15 protein-coding genes and 1 pseudogene are annotated in these 15,441 nt (G+C 35.9%); 4 read left to right on the forward strand and 12 right to left on the reverse strand.

Annotated elements, in window-relative coordinates:
* Window positions 1–656: 656 nt before the first annotated feature.
* From DO88_RS17610 to DO88_RS17575, 10 genes are all read right to left on the reverse strand, one after another.
* A complete protein-coding gene (locus tag DO88_RS17610; RefSeq protein WP_033037777.1) occupies window positions 657–1,805 on the reverse strand; it encodes a N(5)-(carboxyethyl)ornithine synthase in 1,149 nt (382 codons plus the stop codon).
* A gap of 688 nt (window positions 1,806–2,493) precedes the next feature.
* Entirely contained in the window at window positions 2,494–3,381 is an 888-nt protein-coding gene (locus tag DO88_RS17605) for an AbiTii domain-containing protein (protein WP_033037779.1), read from the reverse strand.
* A 489-nt stretch (window positions 3,382–3,870) separates the two neighbouring features.
* A complete protein-coding gene (locus DO88_RS0118115) occupies window positions 3,871–4,602 on the reverse strand; it encodes an FRG domain-containing protein (protein ID WP_050482404.1) in 732 nt (243 codons plus the stop codon).
* Window positions 4,603–4,867: 265 nt separating this feature from the next.
* Entirely contained in the window at window positions 4,868–5,446 is a 579-nt protein-coding gene (locus DO88_RS17600) for an NAD(P)H-dependent oxidoreductase (protein WP_033037781.1), read from the reverse strand.
* 72 nt (window positions 5,447–5,518) lie between these two features.
* On the reverse strand, window positions 5,519–5,857 hold the full coding sequence (locus tag DO88_RS17595) for a MerR family transcriptional regulator (protein WP_008138200.1): 339 nt from the start codon (window positions 5,855–5,857) through the stop codon (window positions 5,519–5,521).
* Between the two features lie 426 nt (window positions 5,858–6,283).
* The gene (locus DO88_RS19010; protein ID WP_232224760.1) at window positions 6,284–6,595 is read right to left on the reverse strand and encodes a hypothetical protein; all 312 of its coding nucleotides are present in this window, start codon (window positions 6,593–6,595) and stop codon (window positions 6,284–6,286) included.
* A gap of 544 nt (window positions 6,596–7,139) precedes the next feature.
* Complete coding sequence (locus DO88_RS17590; protein WP_033037783.1) at window positions 7,140–8,162, reverse strand: acyltransferase family protein; 1,023 nt, start codon at window positions 8,160–8,162, stop codon at window positions 7,140–7,142.
* 83 nt (window positions 8,163–8,245) lie between these two features.
* Window positions 8,246–8,914, reverse strand: a complete 669-nt coding sequence (locus DO88_RS17585) for an esterase (RefSeq protein ID WP_033037785.1) — start codon at window positions 8,912–8,914, stop codon at window positions 8,246–8,248.
* Between the two features lie 42 nt (window positions 8,915–8,956).
* On the reverse strand, window positions 8,957–10,312 hold the full coding sequence (locus tag DO88_RS17580) for a M23/M56 family metallopeptidase (protein WP_033037787.1): 1,356 nt from the start codon (window positions 10,310–10,312) through the stop codon (window positions 8,957–8,959).
* The gene (locus DO88_RS17575; RefSeq protein WP_033016230.1) at window positions 10,312–10,689 is read right to left on the reverse strand and encodes a BlaI/MecI/CopY family transcriptional regulator; all 378 of its coding nucleotides are present in this window, start codon (window positions 10,687–10,689) and stop codon (window positions 10,312–10,314) included. Before DO88_RS17575 ends, DO88_RS17580 begins: the two co-directional genes overlap by 1 nt.
* A 279-nt stretch (window positions 10,690–10,968) precedes the next feature.
* On the opposite strand from DO88_RS17575, the gene DO88_RS17570 reads away from it, so the two are divergent.
* Window positions 10,969–11,829 carry an alpha/beta hydrolase gene (locus DO88_RS17570; RefSeq protein ID WP_033037789.1) on the forward strand — a complete coding sequence of 287 codons (861 nt, stop codon included), beginning with the start codon at window positions 10,969–10,971 and terminating at the stop codon, window positions 11,827–11,829.
* Window positions 11,830–11,904: 75 nt separating this feature from the next.
* Here the strand turns inward: DO88_RS17570 and DO88_RS18635 are convergent.
* Window positions 11,905–12,138: pseudogene (locus DO88_RS18635) on the reverse strand (MFS transporter); the annotation flags it as partial.
* Between the two features lie 109 nt (window positions 12,139–12,247).
* Between DO88_RS18635 and DO88_RS19015 the strand changes: the two are divergent.
* On the forward strand, window positions 12,248–12,481 hold the full coding sequence (locus DO88_RS19015) for a cupin domain-containing protein (protein ID WP_269634938.1): 234 nt from the start codon (window positions 12,248–12,250) through the stop codon (window positions 12,479–12,481).
* 58 nt (window positions 12,482–12,539) lie between these two features.
* On the opposite strand, the gene DO88_RS17565 is transcribed toward DO88_RS19015, so the two are convergent.
* Window positions 12,540–13,427 (reverse strand): LysR family transcriptional regulator, encoded by an 888-nt coding sequence (locus tag DO88_RS17565; RefSeq protein WP_033037790.1) that lies wholly within the window; start codon window positions 13,425–13,427, stop codon window positions 12,540–12,542.
* Window positions 13,428–13,591: 164 nt separating this feature from the next.
* Between DO88_RS17565 and DO88_RS17560 the strand changes: the two genes are divergently transcribed.
* Together DO88_RS17560 and DO88_RS17555 are read left to right on the forward strand one after the other, a co-directional pair.
* A complete protein-coding gene (locus DO88_RS17560; RefSeq protein WP_232224761.1) occupies window positions 13,592–13,936 on the forward strand; it encodes a DoxX family protein in 345 nt (114 codons plus the stop codon).
* A gap of 266 nt (window positions 13,937–14,202) precedes the next feature.
* Entirely contained in the window at window positions 14,203–15,156 is a 954-nt protein-coding gene (locus DO88_RS17555) for an MBL fold metallo-hydrolase (RefSeq protein ID WP_033037792.1), read from the forward strand.
* The last annotated feature ends 285 nt before the right edge of the window (window positions 15,157–15,441 follow it).

The following is a 15,441-nucleotide window of genomic DNA, read 5'->3' on the forward strand; positions in this document are numbered from 1 at the left end:
ATCAAGTCTGAGCTAGTACACATCAACTACTTAAAATAACATTCTGAATTTAAGAGTTTAATATCGACTAACAAACACTTCGCCTTAAAATTACTTGCATTAAAACGAAGTGCACACCCCTAATTAATCTATGGTCTGTTGATCTTTGCGGATTAAAATTTGTTCAAACTAGGCGCTATTTAATCGCGACGCGAGATTTGTAACCGAGTGGGCTCGATAGCTCCTGCGTTATTCTAATGGCTTACATCCATGTAAGAATAAGTAGCTCCTAGAAAGAACCCTTTAGGCAGCGCCTGTTTGGCATTAATGCTACGTTATTGCCCATTTATGGGGAATAACCACACTGCATAGGCTCTGCCTTGCCTAAATACCAAACAGACTACTGCAAATTTAACCTCTAAAGTTCAATAAACCCTTATGTAAAATTAGATTAGAGATAAATTTAATACCAGTTCGCTTAATTAAATGATCTATTTTGAGGATGGAAAAACGTGTTGATAGCTAGGCAAAAAATTCGCTATTTAGTTGTTCTCGGCAATTGCTCCTGCATTGCTCTACCTTCTGCATCCATGCAGTCGTAAATGAGAGTTTTTTAACACAGGTAGCGACACGTTTAGCCCCGTAAAATGATTAAGTATTATTGCGGATTGGTATAATCATTGTGTTATTACGTTATAAGGGTAAATATTTTCGCGGTTTTGGAATGCCAAAATTGCCGTATTTTTAATTATTCCTTGCTCAATGTTTATTGCACGGCGAATGGTTTCATCTTTTTGCCACTGCAAAGCACCTTTGAGTATCGTTTGTAAATATACAATGAGCGCCGCAGAGATTGAACGCGTCGCGCTTTCCCATAAATAACTCGGTGTATGATCAACGCCATAATAATCCGTGTTGTTATATCGAAATAAAGGGTTTTTAAACGTTGTCGGCTTTGCAAAAAAGAACCCCATCCCCTCATCACAGCTAACATCAATAATTAAGCTGTTTGGTTTTAAGCACTCGGCTTCTGATTCAATGACAAAGTTAACCGGATGAGCTGTTTCTTGATAAGTCCCGTTCACGATAATATCGGCTTCGCTAATAAGATCGCCAAGTGGTCGATTAGTCCCATCATGCTCAACAACCATCATGCGAGACTCTCCTTCAAGACCTTCTCGTACCTTAACGTAGTGACAATCTAATATTTCTTCACGCACTTCGTGATCAGGGCGCTGAATACAAATTGTAATATCTCTAAAGCCATGCGCTTTAAGGGCGTAAATAGCGCCTCTACTCACTGCACCAAAACTAAATATAATCGTTTTACGTTGATCGCCATAATGACCATCAATACCCTTAAGTTGCAAAGCATGTATTACAGCGCAATACCCTGCCATTTCATTGTTTTTATAAAAAGTATGGCGCCCTACATTCCCGTTTGGTGACCACACATACATATCTTCAAAAGCAATTAAGGTAAGTTTACGCTCAATTGCCGCTTGTGTTATTTCATGCTGTTGAACGCAGTGGGCATAACCCCAAATAGTGCCTCCTTCGCGCATTTCTTCTAAATCAGCAAGTACAGGCTTTGCAATAATGGCCGTGCCAATATGGGTAAGTATTTCGCTGCGCGATGCAATGCCACCCGTTAACGTTGCAATATATTCATCGCTAACATTAAAAGCGGTGCCATAGCCTTGTTCAAACACCATTTGTTTTCTAAGGTTTTCTGGAATTCGTAATAAGTGCTCTGGGTGAATAGGATACCGTCTTTCATCTGTCTTGCGGGATGTTCCGATAACGCCGATAGTTAATTCACTCATGCTAAGTCCTGTTTATAAAGTAAGTACGCTTGAGTTCACCAACGAATCATCATACTTCGCCAATAAACTTAGGCGGTGTTTTTATGTACGTTTTTGGCTCGGATGAACCAACTCTATTTTACAAAGGTGTAATTTTGGCAATAAATAATGAAGAGCAGTGAGTTAACTTGCATTAAGTTGCAAGCTGAAGACTATTACCTTTTGAGTAAAAGTGCTGACTGAGTATATCAGAAATAAGTACTACTAACTTGGGTATATCAAAATGAAATAAAGGGAGTACTCGGTAATTACTGAAGTTTTACCTTAGTGATTTACTTTGTAGAACAGATTTAATGAGCTTTGTATTGGGCTAGCTGAACGTTTGGCTTTAACGTCAACTTCGGCTATGTGCCAGTGTAGGTCGGATAAGCGAAGCGCCATCCGACACAGTAAAATACCTTGCCAATTATTATCAACATTTTATGTTGTCGAGTGGCTGGAGAGTGCCATGAGCAGACATTGAAGATTCTTAATGTGTGAAGTCAAGATTTGAGCCCATTGATTTCTATAAAACAGGCTGTTTTCTTAATAAAGAGTAATTCTACAGTATCAACGCCGCCTTATGCGGTGAGTAACAGTTGGCTAAAATGTAAAGCGAAACCGAGTCAACTGTTACGAACCCGACTCTAAAGCCTTGTTAAGTTTACAATTACGACAAGCCATAAAACTTGCTAATACCTGTACCTAAGACATTGGCAGCGGTAGCTAGAGATATAGCCCAACTTCCATTCGCAGCTTTAGAACACATGTTACCAATCCAGGAACTTACGTTAGAACCAATTTGAGCTGTAGAACTAATAGAGCCATCACTGTCTATTGCATCCTTTAATTCTGCGATATCATTTTCTGGAACATTATGTTTAGATAAATACTTGGCTAGCTCTTCAAAATTATTTGATTCACTAATGGTCATTTCTAAATTCTGGGTAAGCTCACTATCAGTAACATCACCTAAAACACCTTGAAAGTTCTTTATATTAATATTTGTACTCATATGTGCCTTTTTAACTTCTTCATTACTAAAACTAAGCCCTTCTCCAGTGACTCCTTCTTGCTCTAGTTTCAAGGCCCATTGCAAAATAGTGTTACGAACATTATCAACAACAGGAACCAATGACGTTGCTGAAAAGCTAAGATGAAATGGGTATTCAGCCCGAAAAAGATCTTGTAATGATGACAATTGAGCGCCAGTAAAGGGAATTAAAAACCCTTTGCCATGTTTACTAATAATGCCTTCTATTTCAGCTATTGATTGACGAAAATGGAACACAGATAAAGTATCCTCCATTTCGTTGTCATCAATTTGAACAGGGATTGGACCTCGAACTGGATTTATAGCCTGTAATGCACCTTTTATACGACGATACATTGGAACTTCATTACCAGGATTATACCCATTCATCTCTGCTTCAATCCATTGCCTTGAGTCTTCAATTGACAGTTTTATAGCAATAGTAAATGCCTTTCGAAGTAAGGATTGAATTGAAACATTGTCATTCATTGCATCTGCTTGCAATTCTAAAATTATTGAACTCATATATCCCCGTGAATTTAGCAGCTTTATAGAGGACAATTCCCTATTTTTACGCGAAGCTGTCCTTACTCTATGAGTTACTATTAGTAGCAAATAGTGTAAGTTATTGCCAGCTTTAAATATTATGCTTACTGTAGCTTATTTAAACATGTGGAAAAGGGGGAAGTTTCTTATTATTACAAAATTAATTACAATTATCTGGATGGCTGCTGTTCGCTCTTTGCCGAAGTTCGGCTTAGTGCCATGAGCAGACATTGGTAATGTCCGAATAACAGGCAAAAATTCGTAGGCCACAATAGCAAGCGAAGTAACTGGAGCCTACCTGCTTTTGTCCAAGCGCCAGCGAGTGAGTTAATGCGTTTGTTATATGCAAATTAACTTCGTTATTTCCTTTACCTCTGGTAACTCAAAAACATATACTTTGGTTAATATTTATTCGAATCATGAAAGAAAACATGTCTATGTTCTTTTTGATATGCATATTTTCTGTATTTATATTTCATCTTCAAGTTTAGAGAATCTTCTTTCTAAGTGTAGACACAAACCATCGATATCAGGGAAAACAGTTGAATGATTCACTCCCATCATTTTTAATGATGCTCTTATAGATGAAAAATTTTCAGCTGGAATTATTAATTTAGTTAGTTTCTCTCTAAATGTGGCATTACTTTCAAATTGAACCACTTTTCCGCTGGAATCAATTCTATGCGCAGTAAACACACCAGCTTGAGCTGATATTCTTTTAGAAACCACTCTGGAACGGAAAATCTTAGTGACTTTATTTTCTAATGGGTCATCAAATTTTTCAGTATCTCTAAAATCTGACATGTCCGTTTTTAAAATCCAAACTATTCCGTCTGCACCATCTTTAGGTGGATTTTGAACTGCAAACCAAAGAGCAACTAATGCGCTATATGTCCAATCTAATAATCTGGTTGGTAACCCGTGATGTTGGGCAAGTGCTAACCAATCCCAATTATCTTTGGGCTCAAACTCAGCTAAAGGTAGAGAAGCTCTTTTAAACTCATCTAACATGAGTTTTTCAATTTTTTTAATACTACCACTTAGGTTGAGTCTTGCTAATTTGGGAAGTAATTTTTTATCTTCCCTTTGTCCACGAAAAAGTAATTCAGAGTAATTACCAGAGGCCTCATGTTCGTACTTAAGTGCTTCAATTCTCGTAATGAATTCAGATAATGTTTGTATTTTATTTAAGTCTGACATAAAACGAATGCATTCCTCTTACAGATAACAATTTAATAGTGCGCTCTTTGCTGACTTAACGCTCATTTATCTACTTTATATAGTTTTAACAAATTACCTAAAGTATTACTATTAAAATAAACAAGACAGTCACTTTAATTAAGCAACAAGATTGCACCATTAAATTTAATTTTTAGGTTAATTATTTATCTTTTATTGCGGTAAAAATGGTCAAAAATAACATTAATACCTATTGACAGAGTTAAGGCTCATATATGATGTGAGTTTAGTTAGCAGTAGCCCCTAGTTTTGACATATCATAAATCCATTTAATTCTAGACTCTTTAGTAGAGCTTATAATAGGGCCAATCATTTTACTTTTCACAGAACCAAAACCAACGAATTTGAGTGTTGTTGTCTTTAATTGTTTGATAGCTGGAGCACCTTGAATCCAAAAGTAATACCATGGTGGGGTATCCATCGTCATCACAATTCGGGCTGTTTTCCCTTTAAGTAATTTTTTGGGAATAGATTTACCTTTCTCGTATTCAAATGCAAAACCAGGCAGAAATGTTCGATCAATAAGTCCTTTTAATTTTGCAGGTACTGCCCCCCACCAAATGGGTGTAAAAATAACTAAATGATCGCACCACTCAATATAGGCCTGAAATGACTTTAACGTATCTTCTAAAGAGGCTTTTTCATCATATCCGCTGGAAAGATCGATGTTGAACTCCATATCTGATATTTTTATCAGCTGGACCTCGTGTTTATTTTTAGCTGAATCTAAGTAAGCCTCAGCTAAAGAACTTACAAAACTATCTTTCTTAGGATTTCCCACCAGAACTAATACCCGCTTACTCATCTCATTATCCAATAATTAATTATGTGAGATGGAGTTTACCGTCTCCCCATTAGGGGAGAGTCAAATGTTTATTTAGGGATTTATCTGGTTATAGCATTTATCAATATTATTGACTTGCTTATTTATATCCTCAATTTTGCTAATTAATTCTTTTCTTATCTCGCTTAAAAATTGTTTAATTTTTTTCCAGTCAACTTTGTTATCATTGTAAACGATAACGCCTCTAAGTTTAGACAGCGTTATTCCTAAATCCTTTGCCTCTTTAATTAATATGAGAAGCTCTATATCTGTTTCATCATATACTCGATAGCGGCCTTTTCTTTCCGGCTGCCTTATCAATCCTTTTTCTTCATAGAATCGAATTGCCTTAATAGATAATCCTGTTTTTTTTGATGCTTCACCAATGTACATATAATACCGACTTATAACGAGGCAGTAGAATAACTTCAACAGCCAGATTCAATTAAAAAACGAGTCCTATAATCAACTTTAAGCATTTTTATTGACGTAATGCCGACTATCTATAAGACCTACTAGAAGCACTACTAGCCTCTATTTATTCTTTCACTTTACCTTTAGGAGGCCAAAAATGGAGGACACCTTCCCTATTTTAGCGCGAAAATATCCTTATTTTATAAGTTTTTATTAATACCAAAAAGTATAAGCTATTGCTATTAATAAATATTATGCTTGGGCTAGATTGTTTTATCATGTAAAGGTGAGTAAAGTTTCATTTAGCTAATGACAACTAATCCTCAATGACCGCTATTCGCTGAAGTACTGCTGGGTGCCATTAATGGCCATAAAAATCTTAGCCACTGGTTAGTTACCTTTGCTTTATTTAGAAATAGCTTTTTGAAGACCATAGGTTAATAACACTGTAAAAGCACTGTGGTGAGACAACCCTGCTAATACTTTGGATTGGATACTTAACCCTTGACAATTTCGTGACTTTAACTGAGTCTCAAATGCTAGCATTTCTTCAACCATGCTGCCCTCCTCACTACCAATGTATATAAACACTTGTGCTTTCATGGCCTTATTGCTTTTTGCATAGTTACTTTCCAGCCGAAACATCGCTTTATTGTCATACCAGAACGATGGACTACCTAAAATGTAATACTCAAACAATTCAGGATGAGTGATCAAAATGTTGGCGCCAAGCAACCCGCCATATGAGTAGACAACAAATATCTTTTTGTCCGGCTTAATTCGGTACATATGGTTAATAAGAGGTAAAATTTCATCTTAAATGAAACTTATGTACTGGTTGGCTTGACCAGAATGCTTTTGAGGTTGGAGCGAGTGCCCCCTTCATTTGAGGCATATGTTGGTGTGTAGTCACTTGTACGACTAATCAAAGGGTCAGTCCTTTGGAGTATGAAATCCCGACTATAATGACATCCTTAAAATATCTGCCCCCATTAGATGTACAATGCCACTCGCCGCTGCAACGGAGTAGCCCGTGTCTTTCAATAATACCAGAGGGTACTTTTTATTGCTTTGTGAATAATTGTTGGGCAAGCGTATATGAAGCTCATATTCTAATCCACTTTTTTCATGTTTGATTTCAAGGTATGCGTATTTCGAATTTTAACTTCTGTAATCTTCTTCGCACTTAACGCTATAGAGCAAAAAACAACAGCAAAGGCCAGCTTAAAAACATTCTTTCTTTTCCTTAGATGTGTAAAAACTAAATTTTTTGCTGCTTTTTATTCGAAAGACTTCTAATTTTATTTGCAATAGGCCTTTCGAAGAAAACATACGATACATACGCAAAAAACACACTTAAGCTCAGTGATAACAACAACTTAAGTTCGTTGTTTAAATTTAATTTATTAACTATTCCGATAATAGGCATATGCAATAAATAGAATGAGTAAGACACCTTCCCTAAAAAGTCACCAATTTTATTTGCTAAAACAATATTGTTATTTGGTACTAAAAAAACAACACAAAAGAATACTGTGCTCATAACAAATAAAATTTCATAACTAAGCCACATCTTTTTTTTGTCGCCCTCGTTAATAGGTGAAAACTCAGGATACAATAGAGGTATTAAACATAAAGCTAATATAAACCAGTTACTTTTCATATAACTTGGCACTTTAAGTGATTTGTAATGCAAACCAAATATAACGCCAATAAAAAAATACGGAAACGTTCTTAAAGTACTAAAAAAGTTGTAAGGAATACTTTCAATTTCACCAAATAACCTTGGGAAATCAGCTAAATACCAAAACATCATAAAGGCTACGATTAATAAATATATATACCCTTTCCTTTCGCCTGCTAAAGACCAGAAAGCTACAAATATAATATAAAATTGTATTTCTGGTGGAATTGACCAAAGCACACTTTCGCCATGTATAAACAAAAGGTGCCCTATTAACGAATTAAGATCAGTTATGTTGTATAAAATATCATAGTTATTTTGTGTTAATAAGTAAGAGCTAAATACAATTACAAGGTATAGGGGTAAAATTCGGCCAGCTCTAGCTAAAAAGTATCGTTCAATGTTTGCTCTGCTAAACTTAGTGTCTAAATAAAGAAGTGACATTAAAAACCCACTAAGAAGGAAAAATAACATTACGCCATAGGCTCCAGAACCACCCCCTAGAGAGCCATTTAACCAATGAGTTATATCTGAAAAGTGGGTAACAAATACAATAAGGGCAGCTAAAGCTCTTAAAGAGTTTAATTTTCTAATTTCCATGAAGTTGATTAATCCTTAGCTTATTACTTTTTAAGTTGTTCAAATTGAATTATCGGCTGTATGATCTTAGATCTTATACAATACTACTGAGGCTTTTTACGTTTTAACCAGGCTTTAACGGGTACTATCCATTCTTTTCTGGGGATAAAAAAAGCGCCATGTTCTTTACCCGTTGAAATCGAAACTTCTTTATAAGAACTAACAGTGCCAAGATTCCTAGCAACTACATCGTCACACGAACCAACAGAATCAGATGTTTCATATACTGATAATAAATGACCATAAATAGCGATTTCTGCTCTTTTAGCTAATCCGCTTGTACAAGCCGCTAAGATTACAAAGTTAATATCCATGTTTTTTAAATTACTCGATGCAATTGCCGTGATAAACCCACCACGGGAAAAGCCAACTAAGGTTATGTTACTTGCAAGTACGCCATTTTTTAGTAATTTAGTTACTTGTTTAGATAGCTGTTCAGCATATTTAAAAGGATGGGTTTTAGCTGGTCGATGAGTAGCAATTAAATGATAGCTTGAGTCACCAAGTTCCTTTTTAATAGCTGGAAAATTATATTGCCCCCAGCGCTCATGGACAGGTTTAGGATCTATGCCCTCTACAATGAATCCGTGAGAATAAAAAACATATTTATCAGATGAATTTATTGTGTCTGGGAGACTATCAAATATTTCACTGCCATAGCTAAATGAACTAAAAAGAAGAGTAAAAATAATAAAACATTTTTCTTTAAACATATCATACCTTTATAAAGCTACAAGTACCTAAAACAGAAACCATTACCTTGTAGTTTTAGCGCCGAGCACTAAACTAGGATCAACTCTTTGATTGTCTTTAATTACTTCAAAATGAAGATGAACCCCTGTCGCTTTACCTGTATCACCAATAACGCCAATAACCTGCCCAGCTTTAACCCAAGAACCTACTTTGGCGTCACTCGATTCTAGATGTGCATATAACGTTTGGTAGCCATTCTTATGTTGAATTAATACAGTATTTCCATAGTTCGAATGCAAGGTTTTGTTATCTGAAATAACTATAATCCCATCAGCAGCAGACAGCACAGGGCTGCCTCTTTCTCCAACATAGTCAACACCACGATGTGCCTTATAATCTCTAACCTTGCTGATGCTACGAAATGTTGAGCTTATCGTATGGTTATCTAGTGGGTGCTGCCAAGTTAGATTGCCTGTCATTGCGGAATCTTTTAAAAATATATGCAGACTAAAAATAACAAGTAACATTAAAAAGAACTTTAAAGTTAAAGTAAGTCGGCTTTTATTCGTTGGATAAGCAATGTGTGTAAGCCTCGCTTTGTAATCATCAGCGCAAAGCGCACCAGAATTAAATTGAGCGACTGGATTGTTGTTATCAAATTGAACGCTTTTTTTTAATGATTGCAACAGTGCCTTGGCATAATCATGTTTGTTAAAATTAAAGCGACATATTGTCAGCCTGTCACACTTGTGTTCCATAGCGCGAATAAACTGCCATTCCATCTTTTTAACAAATGGGTTTATCCATAAAAGGGTGCTTAAGACCCTCCATAAAAGAATTGTAATATGATCTTTGTTTGTAATATGCGTTAGCTCATGTTGGATCAAAATGTTTTGTTGATCCTTTTTTAGCGATGAAAAATAGTTAGGTAGCACGATATAGGGCGCCGCTATGCCAATGACAAAAGGGCTATGGTTTAGCGAGGAAATTACAACCTTCACTTTACTAGTCGACAGCTCATTTATTAACTCAGATGCTCTTGATAAGCTTTTGAGGTTTTGCCAAACAGCTAATAGTTTAATTAATTTTAAGCAGGTAAAACCAAAGTAACCAACAATTAGCGCTGTTGCGATTAAATCTACTTTCTGCAAACTTGCATGAGTAATACTGGCTTGTTTTACTATTTGTACACTTTCTAAGCTTGAGTTTATATAATCCAAATCAGCAATAGGTATATTAATAGTGCCAAGAGACAAAGGGATAAAGGGTAAAAAGCTAGCTAAAAGCGCTGACCACCAAATACTTGGCGAGGTATTATCGTACTTGGTTATATAAGATGAGTAAGCATAAGCAAAGCCAGAAAATATAAGCCAAGGAAAAATACTATTTACTATGAATTGAATAATGAAAGAGTCCACTACTTTTGTTTTTCATCCTTTGAGAGTTGATTTAATAGTTCCTCTAATTCATCGATTTCTGCTTTATTTATTAAACGGCTATCAGCGAACATAGTGACAGGTAGAGGTTCATCTAACTCTAAGACATTGGTTGCGAACTCCTGCATGTAGGATGCAAGCGTCGGTATTTTCTCAATTAATGCCTTAAAGGTTTTTTTGTTGCCTGAGGAACCTACTTCTAAAATTCCCTTATTGCCCATTCTTTCCAAGGTTTTACGTGTAGATGAGTATGACCATCCATACTTTAATGCCAAGTGTTCATGGATTTCTTTGGCTGTGCGTGGCTGCTTTTTCCAAAGTAATTTCAGTATTTCTAACTCTGTTGAATTTGGCTTCATATAAAAACTTAAAAAGTGTGACTTGTGTCGCACTTTAACATTCGGTATGTTACAAAGCAACTTTGTGACACATGTCACACTTTGATTTTGGAAATTTATGAAAATTTATTTTAAAAATGTGATTTATAGCTTCCGTTTGAATTTTTGTAACCCTTCACTCGGAAGAATCAACTTCGAACAAGTTTTTGCAGACTGATTTAACTACTTTTTTAATCGCTAGATATACGGCTAAAAATTCCAATATTAAACTTATAAAGCAAAATTAAGGAAAAATATCAGATGAAACTGTTTTTTGTAAAATGCTTAACTTTTATTATTATGTTTAACGTAAGCTGCGACAATGCAGCAGTTGCTGAAGATCGTAGTTTTGAAATTGCTAGCAGCAAGGTTGTGACGATTGACTCTGAAGTACTGGGCAAGAAATATGATTTGTTTATCAAAGTGCCCCGTAGTTACTTCTTGGAAGGAAATAAATCATTTAAGTATCCTGTACTTTACTTAAATGATGGTCCTTATACCTTCAAAGTTGCTGCTGGTGCAACTCATATGCGAAACATGGATAACGTCATTGTGGTTGGTATTTCATTTGCTCATGGAGAAAATGGCCAATTCAGTCGAGTTAGGGATTTAACCCCTGTAGTTAACAAGAGCTGGACACAATACACAACCGGTGGAGCAAACAAGTATTTAGAGTTTATTGAAAAAGAAGTCTTTCAATACATTGATCACAATTACCGAGTTAACGCTAAACAGCGAATATTGTCTGGGCAATCATTGGGAGGTTTATTTGGCGCTTGGGTACTGTTAACCAAGCCGGAGCTGTTTTCTGCTTACATCTTAACTAGCCCTTCGCTTTGGTTTAAAAATGATTGGATATTTGAATTAGAAGATAAGTATGCCAAGAAGAATAAGTCCTTGAAGGCCAATGTGTTTATGGCAACTGGCGCATTAGAGACTTTAGATAATGGTATGAAAGAAGATATGGTCGCAGGTCATATGAAGTTTGCTAACCGTTTACGATCACGCAATTACCAAGGATTAAAACTAGAGGATGAAGTAGTAAAAGGAACAGATCACTACTCAACTTTTCCTGTTGGACTTTCAAAAGGGTTGGTACTATTTTACGAATCACAAAAATAACGCCAAAACTATTGCTTTAGTTCTATTATTCTAGTTCTATTGCTTTAGTTTTGGCGCTTATTAAAGGGAGAATATTTACCCTTTCATTTGTTCAAGCTCTTTGCCTTTGGTTTCGTGTAAAAACTTAAATACAAATATAACTGAAACAAACGCGCAAAATGCGTAAAAACCATAAGCCCCAGCCAAACCTATACCGGTGAGCATAACAGGGAACGACCAAGTAATTAAAAAGTTAGCTATCCACTGGGCAAAGCCGGTAACTGCAAGGCCAGAGAAGCGAATTTGGTTAGGGAACATTTCGCCTAACATAGCCGCAGCCATCTTTGCATTACCTGCCAAAGACGCGCACATTACTCACTACTAAGGCCGCGATTTTCATACCTACTTTTATGGCGATACACCACTCACCAAAGGTGCTATTACGGGCGTTGCGGTTATTAAACCTAATAACGAAATACACCCTGTCCACCAGCACCCTGATGAAGAATACTTAATGATTCTTGAAGGCTCTGGCACGTGGACACTCAATGGCAAAAGTCAGCCAGCTCATACTGGTGATATTTTATTTGCAGCCCCTAATGACGTACACGGCATTTATAACAACGCCGATGTGCCGCTTAAGTTTGTGGTAGTAAGATATCAAGCTAAGTAGGTTTTAGTGGCTTTTTTAGGGAAGTAATTTAAATACGTTTTTCACATATATGTAATTGTTATATCTGATAGTTTTTAAATTGCTCCCACACAGCCTCTCCTACAGGTCCCAACACTTCTCCCCTTTTCTTAATAATGTAATATTTTAGAGGCGTTATATTTTGCACATCACTAAGTGACAGCATTTGCAGAGTATTATTTGCAATACCTTCATCAGCTAAATAACCTGGTAATTTACCCCAACCCATTGCACTTTCGATAAGCATTTTTTTAGTTGGAAAGTCATTTACATACCATCGTCGCTGACCTTGCTGTACACCCCACTCTATGTTTTTTGAACCTGTGCCTGAGTCCTGCACAATTATTTGGTATTCGTTCAACAAATCAGTGGCTTGCCTAAGGTTTGGATTTCGCTTTAACAACAAAGGGGAAGCTACATTGATTAATGAGCCGCTATTTAACAAATGCTTTTCAATTTTCTCTTCTTGTGCAGAAAATTCCATTGTTGGTGTTATACACAGATCGGCACCGCCATCAAGTAAGGCTTCAATTGCACCTGTTATGTACTCTTGCCTGATTATTATTTGAGTCTCAGGGAACTGATTTTGCATATTTTTTAGTAATGGTAAAATACCTTTTAAATTAAATGATGCTTCAATTGCAATCGTTATACTTACCTCGTTCCCCTGTGCTATGTGGTGTGCAACTTGTTTAAGTTGTGCTGCATCATCTAGCAATTTCATAGCCTTATGAAACATAGTTTTTCCTGCACTGGTAAGCTCTAACCGATAACCATTACGACTAAATAAGGCAAAGTTAAGGGTATTTTCTAGTTGCTTAATACCTTGGCTTATAGCTGGTTGAGTTTTGTGTAAAAGAGCACTTGCTTCACTCAATGATCCAACCTGAGCAACAGTAACAAACATACTAAGCTGTTCTAATTTCATAATTTACGCCAGACATGTAAAGCTAAAGTTTATATCTTATAAAAAAACATTCAATATTAATTAATAAGAACTGTGGTTATTCTAACGTCAAAAGCTAAGCATCTGCTTAAATCACTCTTATTAAAGTTGGGAATAACATGAGCACAAAAGTAAAAAGAATTTTTATGTATACATCACTAGGATTAACAACACTTGCGTTTATAGCTGCAGGCTCTGCAAAACTAGTAGGAGTTGAGCAAATGCACTTATCGTTTGCACTCATGGGTTTACCTGCTTGGTTTGGCTATTTTATTGGTGCAAGTGAACTTGCAGGTGCTATTGCTATTTGGATAAAAAAACTAAGCATTTTAGCTGCAAGTGGTTTGTTAGTTATTATGGCTGGTGCAATATTTTTTCATGTAGTTTACGACAGTGTTGCCAATGCAATACCTGCCGTTATTTTATGTGCTTTTTTAATTAATATCATAATTAACCGAGTCAATGATATAAACGCCTTGGATAGTAAGTAACCTAGAGCTGTTTTTAATACAATGAATAACGATATATTCGCTTCTATCGTTATTCAAACCCTCTTTTACAAAATGACTAATGCTTTCGCACCCCTAATTTAGCCTAAAGATAACAAACTCGATCTCTAAACAAACAAAGGCTAAAGTTGTTTTATCCATTAAATTTTAATTTTGAGTTCATACCCTGTATTTAATAATTGAATAGACGACGTACTAAAGTTTATTACTTGGGCTTTTAATATGCCTAATTAACTAAGGTGTAAAATATGAAAAAAACATTTTTAGGCATTTTCTCGATTGCAGTAATAACTTACTTACTGAGCGGCTGCACAACATCAAATAACGGTAATATTACAAAATTGAGTGAAGATAAAATAAGTACTAGATTAAATAAATTACCTTCCTCGCTAACCTCTAGTGATTTGTTCAATACCACTGTTGTTGAACCCACTCAGCTATTTGATAACCTTTATTTTGTAGGATATGTCAGCGTAGGCACTTTTGTTATCACTTCAACTGAGGGCATTATTTTAATCGATACCATGTGGACCCCGCACGACGCCAAACATGTCATTGTTCCTGGACTAAAAGAGCTAGGCTTAAATCCTGAAGATATTAAATACGTGATAGTTACTCACGGCCACAGCGACCATTATGGTGGCGCTCACTACTTTGAATCACGTTATGGCGCTAAAATTTTAATGAGAAAAAATGAGTGGGACTACATCCATAATCCAAATGCACCTGTATTAACTGATCCTTTCGGTAACTTTTCTACCGAAATACCATTACCTAGCACTTACACCCAAGTTATCGATGGTGAAAAAATAAGTTTAGGTAAAACTAATTTAACGGTACTTGCTACACCAGGGCATACGCCTGGTGGGTTGTCATTAATAATACCTGTTACAGATAATGGCATACCTCATACAATTGCACTTTGGGGAGGTACCGGTTTACCGGATACTAAAGAAGCAAATCAAACTTATTTGCACTCTTTAAATTATTTTCAAAAAATTGCAAACAAAAACGATGTTGATGGAAGTATCTCAAACCACCCATTTTCACATGATCTGATTAATCAAATTAATACATTAAAAAATCGTAAATCTGATCAGCTAAACCCCTTGGTAACCGGTAATAAGGCTTTTAATGAGTACATAGACGATGTATTACGAAATAACGTTCAAAAGAAACTTTCGTCATTTGAGTCAAACTAATATAGCTTTTCACGCACCGCCGTTATCGCGCTAATGCATTTATAATGACGGTATATGTCGCTTTAAGGCGATACCTATTACTAATATAAAAGCATAGTGCACTTCTTTTTGTGAAAGCCCTCAAAAAAATAGTTGTATAAAAATACAGACTATCAAATGTGGGTTAATTACTTTCAGTTTGGTTTACTGTTCTACCAAAGTGACCGATACGTCGTCCACATAAAAATCAGCAGTCAGTTCGTTTGGCTCCACATAAAGTAAAGCCGCACTTTCCTCGATTGTTAT

The organism is Pseudoalteromonas sp. S3431, from assembly GCF_000690035.1.
Classification (GTDB): Bacteria; Pseudomonadota; Gammaproteobacteria; order Enterobacterales; family Alteromonadaceae; genus Pseudoalteromonas; species Pseudoalteromonas fuliginea.